This is a genomic window from Ruminiclostridium hungatei, from assembly GCF_002051585.1.
Classification (GTDB): Bacteria; Bacillota; Clostridia; order Acetivibrionales; family DSM-1351; genus Ruminiclostridium; species Ruminiclostridium hungatei.
Map to the genome: position 1 here is coordinate 63,636 of NZ_MZGX01000008.1, position 14,222 is coordinate 77,857.

Sequence of the window (14,222 nt, forward strand, 5' to 3'; positions counted from 1 at the left end):
CTTTCCAGGAGTTGTCTATACTCCCTGTTTGATTTTTAAATCATTAATAAAATCGTAATAATATTTACTTCTTACTGCAAAAATACCTACAAGCAACAAAGTAATCCCGGAAACAGTGGTTAAATAATACCACTTGATGAAATTCAGCAAAAAGCCATACAACCATATACCTATCGGACTGAATATATATGCTGATGTCATGAATACCCCGAATACACGTCCTAGCAGCTCCTTGGGTATCTGAAACTGGAAATATGAAATCATAGATACATTCTGTAAAGTATTTACCGAACTTAATGTGACAAGTATTATGCTGAAAATGATTGTTATACTCCATTTGTTTCCGGTTAAAACCTGGGCTCCCAGAGGCAGAAGCCACAATATAAACAAAACCGCCTGTACTTTGAACAATGTAAAAAACTTTTTAATCATATGGCTGCTAAGGGATTTTATAAAAGATATAAGAGCAGCACCTGCTATTGTACCTATTGCCGCGGAGGCCTGTATAAAAGACATCTGTATTTCGGTAACTTTCATAATGTTGTAGCTTACATATGTCAGAACCATGCTTACCATTGGAAAATACATAAGACTTACAATAGCTGCAAATACTAAAAAGAATATTATAATTTTCTGAGAGTACAAGTAACTGAATGTCGTCTTTAAATCCTCTAAATATCCCTTTTGGCACAAATTATCCTCAGAAGAAGTATTGGGTTTTTTAAATTTTAAAAACATTTCTAATAAACCTGCTGCAACAAGTACTATTCCATTGAACATAAATATTACTTTGATTCCTACTGTCGTATATAGAACAGCGCCCAAAATGGGGCCGATTATATTTACAACAGCCGTTATTCCTTGAATTGCAGCATTTGCGGTAGAGATATTATCTTTATTTACAATTTCAGGAATAGCCGAGTTTATTGCCAGGTTGAAAAAAGCCTGAATTGTGCTTACTGTTAAGACATAAAGAATTATAAGCACGATGCTTTCAGGATAAAAATCCAGCAGTTCTGAATATATGAGAACTATTACACCGCATATGATATCTGACCCGACAATAATTTTTTTCTTGTCATATCTGTCTACAAAAACACCTGTAAAGATGTTTATAAAAACCATAGGAAGGACGGACAGACTCATTACTAAGGAAAAAGTGCCTGCCGACCCGGTTATGTCCAGTACATACAAGCTTAAAGCAAATGTTATTACTGTTGCTCCTATACCTGATATGAATCTGCCTGATACAAGCAGCAATAAATTGAACTTCAAATTAACGGGGATAATGCTTTTATTTAAGACCTCTTCACCTTGCATTCCTTCTTCTTCCTTTTCCAAGTATATTTTATTAATCCGAACCATTTAAACATTAATATTTGAGTAAGTCATATTTATGTATAACAGTAATTTCGCTTCAAGTCCATAACCTGCCCATCAGGTATATTAATTCCTTTTCCTGTTCTTTTAATTCTGCGAAACACCAGCCGGCCTCCTTATCAATAACACTTGCCAGGCTGTATTTCTTTGTGAGACTATGACATATTTCCTTCAACCCTTGAGCCAAACCTTCCAACAGGTCTATAACACTGTCCCTGATATCCTTGTTGCATTCTCCGTTATAATGTTCCAAGGCAGTCTTAAACAGTCTTCTGCGGTTTGAGAGTGTAACAAGCTTCCAATCCAGTATTTCCTGAAGGATACGGGTTTGCACGTTATCAATATCATCAAGCCGCTGGAACTCCTTGGAGGATATTTCTACAAGCTTATCAATTGCAGCTTCTCCGTAATAGGTTGTAAGTCCATTTTCAACTGATGCCGGTCTGTTATAATTTTTGATTATCAGATCTACCAGCTCTTTTAGCTTGGATTCTCCTTTTAATTTTTCCTTCTTTACAGTAATAGTAGAATAGAAAACGTCAAATTCGAAAGCCGGCAGTATATCCTTTTTAGGGATAAGCCCTACAGACTTGTTCCCAATATAAGGAATATACCTGTCAGCATTTATCATTTCAGGCATTTCAATAGAATATAAATTATCCCTGTCATGTGCGACAAGCATAAATAAATGCCCTCTTCTTTCCTTTTCTTCGGGAGCATCATAGCTTACAAATTCTCTGAAGTAAGGATTTCTCAGACAGTATATATCCACTACCAACTGCTCTCCGCTATCCAGCAGCTGCTCAATATGAGACAGGGCCTGCGCACCTTTTCCGCTGTAACTATTTATTTCAAAAGCATCTTCCCATAAATGATAAGTGGAAAAATTAATATCGTAGATTCCCCCTGACCGGTTCTCAGTCAGATTCATATCAAAGCCTTGAGCAAAATACTCATAATAGCTGCCGTTATTTCCTAATTGCTTTTTTAAAATAAAGTAAAGCATTACATTTGCACAATCCATTTTTTCAGTCAAAGAATCACGGTCTCCCTGTGTACTGAAATAATAATCCAACTCCATATTCTTTTTCATTGGTTCAGGCAGCTCTACTCCCTGTCCTCCAAAAGGAACAGCATATTTGCCAAGCTCTGCTATTGTCGGATTTCTAAGTATGTTCATCATGTTCAAGCCAAAGCTTTTAAGCTTTCCGCTAACCTGTATGGCTTTTAGGGAGGAGCCCCCCAAATCAAAGAAATTATCAAAAATGCCTACCCTGCTGACCCCTAATACCTCCTGCCATACAGCTACCAGTTCCTGCTCTATTTCGTTCCGGGGCGGCACATATTCCGTACCGGCGCCCAATACTGGTTCAGGTAATGCCTTTCTGTCAATTTTGCCATTTGATGTAAAGGGAACGCTTTTAATCCTGACATAGTAGGAAGGTACCATGTAATCCGGCAAATCCCTGGATAAAAATTCTCTGAAATCAGAAGGATTGATATCAGCATCTGCCACTATATATGCACATAAATATTTGTTTCCGTTTGAATCTTTCCTGTCCAGCACCACAGCTTCCTTCACAGACCCGTACTTCAGCAGCCTTGCTTCGATTTCTCCAAGCTCAACCCTGTAACCTCTGATTTTAACCTGAAAATCAGCTCTGCCCATAAACTCCAGATTGCCTTCGCTGTTCCATCTGGCAAGGTCTCCTGTCCTGTACATCTTTTGTCCGGAAATAAAAGGATTACTTACAAACTTTTCAGAGGTTACTGTTGGATTGTTCAGATACCCCTTTGCCAGACCTTCGCCGGATATGCACAGTTCTCCTGTCGCCCCTTCTGGTACGGGTCTGTAATTGGAATCGGTAAGATATATCTGGGTATTTGCCAGCGGTTTTCCTATGGGTACGGTTTTTCCAACAGACTTCCTGGATTCATACCGGTAAAAGGATGCGCATATTGTAGCTTCCGTAGGACCGTATCCGATCAATACCTTCATATCTTTATTCAATTCAAAGAATTCTTCAAGAACATAATCTTTAATGTTCTCCAGGCCTGTAAGTATTTTATTTAATTTTATATTTCTTTTTTTCAGCAATCTGCATAAGTCCTGAAGTATGGTGGGAGGAAGAAATGTAAAAGTTACATCCTTTTCTGCGATGGTATCTGCAAGCTGCTCCAGGTCCATCAGCCTTGGCTGATCGTTTAGTACAAGAGTGGCTCCGAATACAAGAGGCATAAAAATTTCCACTACATTTGCATCAAAGGATATGTTGGCAAGACTAAAGCATCTGTCGCCGCTGCCTACCTCTTCGTCATACCATTTATAAATGCTGTGAAGATAATTATTGAGGGCTTTATGCTGTATCATTACTCCTTTTGGATTTCCCGTGGAGCCTGAAGTATATATGGCATATGCCAAATCATCAGGCTTATTTACAATTTCAACTCTTTGGCTGTTTCCAGAATAAATACTGCTGTCCAAAAGATTAATTACGGTCCCATTAAACTCCATTCCTTCCTTTATAGCATCAACTGTAAGTAAAATCTCCGCACCTGCATTTTCGAGTATGTACTTTATCCTGGTTTCGGGGTACTGAGGATCTATTGGAAGATAAGCTCCCCCTGCCTTTAATACCGCCAGTATACCTACTATCAGTTCAATAGAGCGTTCTGCCAGCAAGCCCACTATTGTGTCAGGCCTTACTCCGTGTGTTCTCAAAATACCGGCGAGACTGTTTGCTTTCCGGTCAATCTCACCATAGGTGAGCTTTTTGGCACCTGCCTCTACAGCAATATGTCCAGGTACTTTTCTGACCTGCTCTTCAAATAAATCACAAATGGTCTTTTCCTGGGGATATTCTTGTTGTGTTTGATTATACTGGTATAAAAGAAGGTTTTTTTCTTGTTGGGATAATATATCTATATCAGAAATAAGAATTTCAGGGTTTTGTACAATTATATCCAACAGATTCTGATAATGTGCAGTAAAACGTTCAATGGTATCTCTTCTGAACAGCTTTGTAGAATACTCCAGTTCAAAATAAATACTGCCCTGCTTGGGAACTGCATAAAGACTGAAATCAAATTTTGATACCCTGCTTTCAAAATCATATTTTGAAAATTTCAGGTTATCTGCCCGGACTTCAACTTCAATACCATCCATGTTCTGAAAAACAAACATTGTATCAAACAATGGATTTCTATCAATTTCCCTTTTAATTTTCAGTGCATCCACCAACATTTCAAACTGATAATCCTGATTTTCAAGAGCCTTTAAAAACCTGTTCCTTACATCCTCCAGATGATTGCTGTATTTAATATTGCTTTGGGGACGGTTTCTTAAAGCCAGCGTATTTACAAACATGCCAATGACATCATTCAGCTCATTCCGGGTTCTTCCCGACACCGGCGTACCCACCACAATGTCCTCTTGTCCGGTATATTTATGTAAAAGTACATTGTAAACCGACAGGAACACCATAAATAATGTGGTTCCAGTTTTAATACTCAGTTTTTCCAGGCTCTTGAGCAATTCCCCCTTTATTTCAAAGCTGACCCTGTCTCCCTCAAAGCTTTGGACAGCAGGTCTTTGATAATCGTAAGGGAAATTGAGCACAGGTATTTCATCTGAATATTGATTTAGCCAGAATTCCTTCTGGACGCTTATATACTCTGTTTTAAGCTGTTCATTCTGCCATGCTGCAAAATCCTTGTATTGAACTCTTATTTTATTAAGTGTCTGACCCTGATATAACTTTATTAATTCCCTGACCAGAATACTGCATGAAATCCCATCGGATATGATATGATGCATATCACACAGAAAAATATGCCTGGTACCGGTTATTTTCAAAAGCTTTGCCCTTACCAGCGGTGCTTTTCTCAAATCAAAAGGTCTTATGAAGTTTTTTATTATCTTAGCTACATCCCCATCCTTACAAGAAGTAATTTCAATTTTCATATCTGCATTATCGTTGATTTTCTGAACAGGTTCACCATCAATAAATTCAAACTCAGTCCTGAGAGATTCATGCCTTTCCAAGAGCATCCGGAAAACCTCTGTAAACTTTTCGGTATCCAGCATACCCTCAATCTCCATGGCTGCAGATATGTTGTAGGTAATGGCACTGTCAATCTGATCAAGTATAACCAACCTTTTTTGAGCTGAAGAGACAGGATAGTACTCTCTTTTTTCAATGTGAGGTATTATTGAGTAAGCTTTTTTCCTGGCATCCTCTATAAACTCCGACAGTTTTTTTACCGTCAGAATCTCAAAAGCAGTGGTTATAGGTATTTCAATGCCAAATTCCTCTTCTATGCAAGACAATAAAGTTGATACTTTTAGTGAATTTCCTCCCAGCTCAAAAAAGTTATCGGTAACTCCTACTTTTTCTATGTCCAGTATATCCCGCCAAAGCTCAACAAGCTTTTTCTCCGTTTCGTTTGCAGGTAATACAATATTAAGGTTTTGAGTCCTTTCCATTGTAATGCGGTTTATCCTGCGGACAATATCAGCGTACATACCGTGTTTAAAATTTTCAGCCAATTTATATCTCTGAACTTTCCCGCTTGCTGTCAGAGGCATATTCTCTACAGGTATTACGTGCTTAATATCCAGGCCCATTAATTTATTAATGTTGGTTTTTAAGGCAATCGCCATATGTACGAAATCCTCAATCTTGCCTTTGAACAAAACAAAGAGCCCTATTTCTTCTGTTTTACTAATCTCATCCTGTATACTGCAAGCTGCAAATTTCACTGACTCTATTGCTGCTATCCCTTCAGCTGCCTTTTCTATATCATATGGATAATAGTTCTGTCCATTTACAAAAATAATATCCTTTTTTCTCCCTATAACAATCAAACGCCCATTTCTCATAAAACCAATATCGCCTGTATCCAGCCACCCATCTTGAGCAAACACAGCAGTTGTTGCCTGGGGATTATTATAGTACCCTTTTGTTACATTCCTGCCTTTTATTTGTATTGCTCCTATGGTACTATCCTCCAGAACAATATTGTCCTGATCACAAATTCTGACAAGACAATCCTGTACAGGATACCCCAAATCCACAAATTTCACTGATTCAGCAGAAGAACTATCCTGAATTGCTTTCTGGCCTAAAGAAACAGACTCCCTTTTCAGGCTTAACGTTACAAATTCTTCTCCTACAGGAGGTATAGATACTGCCAGACTTGCCTCTGCAAGTCCAAAAACAGGGAGGACTACGTTTCTTCTCAAATTGTACGCTGACATCGTATCTAAAAATAAGTTGCACAGCTCTGATGAAATTGGTTCAGCACCGTTCAGAAGCAGACGGACATGTGACAGTTCCCAATCAGCGGCAATTTCAGGCTTAAAGGAACCTAAAAAATGCTTGTAGCCAAAGTTAGGTGAAGCCAGAACTGATATTTTATAGTAATTGGCTTTTTCAATCCATAACACAGGGTGACGAATAAATAGTGAGGTAGGCATAATATACTGGCTGATTTCTCCTGCAATTGAAGACAGATGAAAGCCTACCAGCCCCAAATCATGTGTGAGGGGCATCCAGCTCAGTGTTGAATCTTCAGGAACAACCTGCAATCCTTTTAACATGGCATTAATATTCGTTAATAAGTTTTCGTGTGTGAGTACTACCCCTTTGGGATCACCTGTTGATCCGGAAGAAAACTGGATAAAGGCAATATCAGAAGACTCAGGAGTATATGTTTTTCCCGGACTGCATGCTTTGCCGGCTTCTTCTATCAAAAAAGAATGGGCTTTTATATTTTCCTGGTCGGATAGCTGACTTTGAAGGCTTGCTTCTGTGATGAGGTGCGGGTTATTCAGAATATTCCATACCTTAACAACCCTCAGCCTGTGTTCATCATTATTGCCTATGGGTATTGGAACAGGTATAAACCCTCCCAATATGCATGCCCAAAAGGCATAAATAAAGGACTTATTATCTTGTAGCTGTAATACAATCTCATCCCCGGGCTTTACTCCCTTCATCTGTAAGAAACCAAGAATTCTTAAAGCCTTAATATACAGTTCTTCATATGTTATGGACACTTCAGTATTACTATCTTCTATAAAAATGATTCCTTTATCGCATTGCTTCACGTGTTCTATTAATTGTATCAAGTTCTTATGTTTTAACATATACACATCTCCCTCGCTTTAAGACAATTTCACAAAATTGTTACCTCTTAAACAGTCTTTTAAAATTCTTCTACTAATAAATAAAAGAATCTTAAAAGTTTTTCATATGCTTCCATGCTGATTTTTTCATTTACACCATGGATTGTATTTAAGTCCTCCATACTGATTTCAATAGGACTGAACCTGTATATCTGACTGGAAATCTTCTGATAGTACCTGGAGTCGGTTAACCCAACAGTCAGGTATGGTGCAGCTATTGTCTCACTAAAAACAGATTTTACAACTTTGCTTATGGTTCTAAATTCCTGTGAACTGCTGCTGGAAACACCAGAAGGGTTGAAGCTGTTTTCTTTGATTTTTACCTTAATGCCATCACGCCCTGCTATTTTCTCAACTTTTTCCTTGATACCATTTATACTTTCTCCTGGTAAAATCCTGAAATTGATAATTGCCTTTGCTTGCTGCGGAAGTACATTTTCTTTGACCCCTCCCTCTATCATAGTTACGGCAACGGTGTTTCTTATGAGGGCATTAGTAGTTTCAGACTTTGTGAGGACTCTTAGAATTAAAGGCTTGAACAGCCAGAGATTTTTAAAAACAATTCTTTTAATCAAGGACATTTCGGGTATTATGGCATTAAAAAATTGTTTTGCAGCTCCATCCAACTTTGTACGGAATTGTTTCCGCTCCAGCCTGTATATAGCTGCTGACAGCTTCCCGATAGCCGTATGCCTCGGAGGTATAGATGAATGCCCGCCCGCGGCAGAGGATATAAGTTCCAGTGTAGTATTGCCTTTTTCGGCTACACCTATTAATGCCACAGGCTTAGTTACAGCTGAAACAGCATTTTTCAGAATAAATCCTCCTTCATCCAGCACTGCAGAAAGGGCAATACCCTTTGATGCCAGATAAGCAGCTATATGTGCATTACCGTTTCTCCCTCCGATTTCTTCATCATGTCCAAATGCCAGATATATAGTATTTTGGGGCTTAAAATCATTTTTTAAAAGCTCCTCTGCCGCCTCAAGAATACCCATTAAATGGCTTTTCATGTCAAGTGCACCGCGTCCCCAAATATATCCGTCTGATAATTCTCCTGAAAACGGGGGATATCTCCAGTCATTTTCAGTCCCAACTTCCACCGGCGCTACGTCCATATGCGCCATCAGGAGAATCGAACCTGCATTATGTCCTATGCCTTCCCATTTTAAAAGAATACTCATTTCGTTAATAAGCTCTATTTTAAATTTTTCGAAAACATTTGGAAATGCTTCTTCAAGAAATGTGCGAAAGCTTAGAAATTCCGACTTATTTATCTGGTCCGTATTCTCAAAAGATATGGTTCTATATTGGAGAGCACGGGACAAACGTTCTGATGCGGCTAGAATGTCTATGCTGCAGTGGTTATTTTTTATCTCTTCCATTTCGTCTCCAGTCCGAAACATGGCATAAATATTTTATGTTCTGTTCTTATCCTGCTACATTTTATTTTTGCCGTTATTGAAAACAATCCTGCTTCCTGAAGCTTCAAAGGCAAATGGCATTTCCTTATAGCCTTTCAGAGCAGACGTTATATGTTTATAATTTTCCTGGGGATATGCGAAAAGGAAATAGCCTCCACCCCCTGCACCCAGCAGCTTACCACCATAGGCCCCCGCCTGTTTTGCCTGAGAATAAATGGCATCAATTTCCTCATTGCTTATCCTAGCTGACAGCCTTTTTTTCTTTTCCCAATTTTCATTAAGTAGAATGCCTATATTTTCAATATCTCCATTTTTAAGATATTCTTCACCCTGCAGTACTATTTCTTTTAGCATATTGAGATTATCAATGTTTATTCCAATGTTTGTTTTCTGGTCATGCAATACGCTGGAAGCCTTTCTGGTAATTCCCGTATAGAATAAGCTTGTACACATATTAAGTGTATGCCATGCCTCAGGTCCAATTTCAATTTCCTTTACAGCAACTGTACCATCTGTATTGAAACTATATTTTTTAAGCCCCCCAAAGGCCGATGCATATTGATCCTGCTTTCCTATGGGTTCTCCTAAAATGTCGATTTCTATTTTACAAGCAAGTTCTGCCAGCTCGGATGGATTCTTATATTCTCCCTTGTATGCATAGAGCGAATTCAACAGACCTACCGTAAACGCACTTGACGAACCAAGCCCGCTGCCGTCTGAATGTATGTCTGAAAAACTTGTTATCTCAATAGCTCCGATTATTTCAGCTATCTTCAGTGCTTCGCACAAAATCTTATGTTCTACTTCATTAACATTTTGGACTCTTTCTCTGTTAAAATAATTCAATACAATGTCATCATCATTTCTTGGATTGGCAATGACATATATGTACTTGTTTATTGCAGCGCTTAAAACTGTTCCTCCATAATTTTCGTAGTAATCCTTAAAATCAGTTCCTCCGCCAAAAAAGCTTATTCTTAGAGGTGTTTGACTGATGACCAATTCCATCACCCCCTTAAATATCCTTTTATAATACTCATCATTAAATGATCCAGTATCATATGTATATCCTCTACCTTTTGCATATCTTTTATAGGAACATGGATACTATACTTTGCAAGCTTTTTCAGTTTTCCTCCGTCATATCCCACCAGGCCAATTGTTTCTGCTCCGATAAAATTAGCGTACTCTATTGCAGAAACAACATTTTGTGAATTGCCGCTTCCTGAAATTCCAATTACCAGATCATTTTTTGTCAGATAATTTTCCAGTTGAAATTTGAATATCTCATCATAGCTGATATCATTTGCAATGGACATCATTGATGATACGTTGTCGTTAAGACAGCAAAAGCGGAATTTTTTTACCAGGTTCTCACTTACACCTTTATTGAAATCATTTACAAAATGTGATGCCGTTGCAGCACTGCCTCCATTTCCAAAAATGTATATAAATCCATTCCTCTCATATACATCCAGCAATCTCAAAATTACCGTCTGAATTTCTTGTATGTCCAAATTATCAACCTGCAGTTTCAATATGCTTAAATACCTATTAATATTTACCGTAAAATCAACATCAATTTTCTCCAAGCTTAATGTTTTCATTACAATTCCTCCTCATCCCTAATACTATAAGTAGAGTTTTTACTACCTATGAATAAAACAAATCACAATCCTTATACCGTAGTGTCCGCTTATTCCCTTCTTGCAAAGAAGGGAGTATTGGCACTGGCAGACATTGATAAAATACGTCCTTGCACTGTTTACTTTCTGTATATTACTCAGGAATAACAATTTTTACTGCCTCCAATATATCAGCAGCAAAATAATCAGGGATGGCTTCATATTTGGCATCTTTTCCACCTTCCCCACTTGCCAGAAGAATAGTTTTCATACCGGAATTTTTTCCTGTCTGAACATCCACGGTTGTGTCACCTATAAAATATGAAGCTGACAAATCAATGTTGTATTTCTCAGCAGCCTTTTGTACAAGCCCTGTTTTAGGCTTTCTGCATTCGCATTCTACCTTGTAAAGCTTATTTTCTTCTGGATAACCCTTATCCGGGTGATGAGGACAATAGTATAGATCATCAATGTATACTCCTCTTACACCAAGCTCGTAATCCAATTTCTTATGAATGTTATTCAGATCATCTATTGTGCACAGATTTCTGGCTATTACAGGCTGATTTGTAATGACTATACAGAGATATTCAGAGTTGTTCAGCAATTTTATTGCCGTGTAGGCCTCTTCTAAAATCTCCATTTCCTCCGGTTTTGATACCAGACCGCAATATTTATTTATAGTACCGTCTCTGTCAAGAAAAACTGCTTTCTGCCTATTTGACAAATTCCCATGTGCTACAATGCCTTTAGATATATGCTCCTGCACCAGAAGGTAACGCTCCGGCGTACCCATATCCTTGAGATACTCAGTAGTTCTATAGCCAAAAACCTTTTTAGTCGGAAGCATCTTCATTACTACATCTTTTTCCAAATCCAGCTTTTTACCCTCTTTTATATACTCAAGAATACTTATATCCAGGAGAAATACCCCTGCAATCACACAGTTATTGTAATAAAAATCTCTATTCTGATTTTTCTCAAGAATTTCAGTCACTTTATTATTGTTGTCGAGAACAATAACATCACTGTCAAACGGGTGATTATTCGGATGAATTACCATAGAGCAAACTGCTCCATTCTTACTGTGAAAGCTGATGAATCTATCAAAATCCATATCAAATATTATATCGCCGTATACTACTATAAACTGCTTCTGCAGAATGTTTCCAAGATAATATAATGCTCCCGCAGTTCCCAACGGTATAGTTTCTTCAAAGTATTTAATTGTCACACCAAATTTAGTTCCGTCACCAAAATATTCTTTTATTTTGTTTCCCATATAGCCCAGAACCATGATGATTTCATTAATTCCATACTTTTTAAGGTTTTTAAGCTGATATTGTAGGATAGGCTCTCCATTTATTTTTACCATTGGCTTTGGAACTTCTTCCTTGGTATATTCCTTTAGCCTGGTTCCAAGCCCTCCGGCTAATATTACAGCCATCATTTTATAGCCAGCCTCCCTGCAAAATTATTACTATCAGACATATCTTTTTTTCTTGCATACCTGAACTTCTTGAATTCAATATTCAGCCTCCTATGAGCTTCATAGAATTTTTCCCCATGATCATGATGTCCGTTCCATATTTCTGGTGTCCATCCATACTGAAAATCACTGAAGACCTCACATATTTCATCCCAGATCATATCTCCTTCTCCTACCTGAAGCCCTTCGCTATCTACACCCGAACAATCCGAATAATGAAGATGCTTTACAACCGGTTTGACTGTTTTCATATATTCCAGAAAACTTTCGCCGGTGTAGTTGGTGTATAATTTAGCATGGCACAAATCCAGACACATCCCTAAATTATGTTTTTTGCAAAAGTTATAAATATCCCCGGCATCCAGAAAAGTATTGCTCACTCCCTGCTTTGGTGACCAGTCTCCATCAATAAACCACGGATAAGTAACCATATTTTCTACTAATATTTCAAGACCACTGGTATCCATTCTTCTTAGTGAATCTTCAAACAGATCATATTGCCTGCTGGAATCATTTAAAAGGTAAGGATATGTCATTGTACCCGGGTGAACAATAAACTTTACATCACCGGTACATTTTTTAAAGTGGCGTTTCAGATTTCTGGCCTTTTCCATTACCCTGTTTATTACATCTACGGAAAATAATCTGAAAGCTTCATCATATGAACTCAAATCCAGTAACTTTCCATCTGCGTATTCGGGTAAATGAACTACTAAATCCAAATCATAATCCTTGCATTCATCCTCTTTTTTCAAGTCACTGGCGGCGTAATGTATCTCCACATAATCCACATTTCTGCCTTTAATCATTTCATCTATATCTTTAAACCTTGCTACCACACCTATTTTTCCAGGAATAAATAATCTTTCGTTTACATCCTTCAATATAGCCGTATCCTTTTGTGAATCCTCCAAACCAGCTTTTGATATATCGCAACTGTATAAATAACTGCCTTTTTGTAAATCCCTTGCTGCTGCTTTCCCTATTACATCAAACCACTGCTTGGAGTTGATCTCCTTTACCGGAAGCTGTAATGCAAAATCAGATTCTTCCAGGATTTTACCCTGCCTGACATCATTTTTTAAAACAATACTTTTTGACAGAATTTCTTGATTTACCATTTCACCACGGGATTCATACTTGATTTTCATTCCCATAACAGCTTTAATTTCCCTGATGTCCCGAATCATTCTGCCTATACTTTCTATATTTACAGAAGACTTGTGTAAATCCTGTTGGTGATCAAACAAATGGACATGCTTTTCTATAACCTCCGCTCCCAGAGTGCTGGCAGCTAAAACTGAGGTTCCGAGCAGATCATTGCTGGAATACCCAACCGCTTTATTGTATTTTTTGAGGATTGTCAACGCCTTCATATTGAGAATGCTTTCGGGCGCAGGATACGCACAGGCGGCATGCAGCAATACGACATTATATTCCGAAAGCCTGAGCCTCTGGCATAATGTTGCCACATGTTCCTCTGACAGTCCACCCGTTGAAAGGTAGAGTTTATTGCATTTTTCAAGTATGGCGGATATTAAAGGTATATTCATCGCATTCATTGAATGTACTTTAAAATCAGTAATTCCAATTTCCCTGAATAATTCAAAGGACTTAATATCCCAAGGAGTAGCTATAAAATCCAGCCCCTGTTCCCTGCAGCATTCCAGAATAGTTGCATAGTCCCTTTCATTAAACAGCACCTCATCAATAAATGGTAATTTTAATTGCAGAGACCATGCCCGCTCATTCTGTGATGATTTTCCCAAAACACTCGGATGTACGCTTTCCTCAAGAAAGAAATGATGAAACCTTACAGCATTCACACCAGCTTTTTTACACTCCTCCAAAAGCTTTAAGCAGTAATCCAAGTCGCCATTACATGCCTTTCCAATCTCAGCTATAAAATATGTATCAGCTTGCATTTATCTACCTGCCTTTCTAAAAATTATATCTAGTACAACATTCGGTAAATCCTGGTACATAATTTGGGTATATTTTTTTGAACTACATCGTTGTCGTCGATTGGAATAAAGCAATTATTCCGCACTCCTCCGCCTTGTATTTCAAAAAAATCTCCTCCGACTTATGCACCCCATTTGCCGAATGTTATA

General features: G+C 38.0%; 7 protein-coding genes. All 7 read right to left on the bottom strand.

Going from position 1 to position 14,222, the window contains the following annotated elements; all coding sequences use genetic code 11:
- Nucleotides 1-15: 15 nt before the first annotated feature.
- Entirely contained in the window at nt 16-1,320 is a 1,305-nt protein-coding gene (locus tag CLHUN_RS07440; protein WP_165755697.1) for an MFS transporter, read from the bottom strand.
- Between the two features lie 97 nt (nt 1,321-1,417).
- Nucleotides 1,418-7,531 carry a non-ribosomal peptide synthetase gene (locus tag CLHUN_RS07445; protein WP_080063957.1) on the bottom strand — a complete coding sequence of 2,038 codons (6,114 nt, stop codon included), beginning with the start codon at nt 7,529-7,531 and terminating at the stop codon, nt 1,418-1,420.
- Nucleotides 7,532-7,590: 59 nt separating this feature from the next.
- Complete coding sequence (locus tag CLHUN_RS07450) at nt 7,591-8,955, bottom strand: M20 family peptidase (RefSeq protein ID WP_165755698.1); 1,365 nt, start codon at nt 8,953-8,955, stop codon at nt 7,591-7,593.
- A 54-nt stretch (nt 8,956-9,009) separates the two neighbouring features.
- The gene (locus tag CLHUN_RS07455) at nt 9,010-9,996 is read right to left on the bottom strand and encodes a GHMP family kinase ATP-binding protein (RefSeq protein ID WP_165755699.1); all 987 of its coding nucleotides are present in this window, start codon (nt 9,994-9,996) and stop codon (nt 9,010-9,012) included.
- A 5-nt stretch (nt 9,997-10,001) separates the two neighbouring features.
- Entirely contained in the window at nt 10,002-10,601 is a 600-nt protein-coding gene (locus CLHUN_RS07460) for an SIS domain-containing protein (protein ID WP_080063960.1), read from the bottom strand.
- Nucleotides 10,602-10,773: 172 nt separating this feature from the next.
- Nucleotides 10,774-12,069, bottom strand: coding sequence for an HAD-IIIA family hydrolase (locus CLHUN_RS07465; RefSeq protein ID WP_080063961.1), 1,296 nt, complete (start codon nt 12,067-12,069; stop codon nt 10,774-10,776).
- Nucleotides 12,066-14,033 (bottom strand): N-acetylneuraminate synthase family protein, encoded by a 1,968-nt coding sequence (locus tag CLHUN_RS07470; RefSeq protein WP_080063962.1) that lies wholly within the window; start codon nt 14,031-14,033, stop codon nt 12,066-12,068. The genes CLHUN_RS07465 and CLHUN_RS07470 overlap by 4 nt, the downstream gene beginning before the upstream one ends.
- Nucleotides 14,034-14,222 lie beyond the last annotated feature (189 nt).

What these genes read in the sequence shown, in the direction of transcription:
- CLHUN_RS07440 (WP_165755697.1), bottom strand. Translation starts at nt 1,320, where the DNA reads ATGCAAGGTGAAGAGGTCTTAAATAAAAGCATTATCCCCGTTAATTTG.
- CLHUN_RS07445 (WP_080063957.1), bottom strand. Translation starts at nt 7,531, where the DNA reads ATGTTAAAACATAAGAACTTGATACAATTAATAGAACACGTGAAGCAA.
- CLHUN_RS07450 (WP_165755698.1), bottom strand. Translation starts at nt 8,955, where the DNA reads ATGGAAGAGATAAAAAATAACCACTGCAGCATAGACATTCTAGCCGCA.
- CLHUN_RS07460 (WP_080063960.1), bottom strand. Translation starts at nt 10,601, where the DNA reads ATGAAAACATTAAGCTTGGAGAAAATTGATGTTGATTTTACGGTAAAT.
- CLHUN_RS07465 (WP_080063961.1), bottom strand. Translation starts at nt 12,069, where the DNA reads ATGATGGCTGTAATATTAGCCGGAGGGCTTGGAACCAGGCTAAAGGAA.
- CLHUN_RS07470 (WP_080063962.1), bottom strand. Translation starts at nt 14,033, where the DNA reads ATGCAAGCTGATACATATTTTATAGCTGAGATTGGAAAGGCATGTAAT.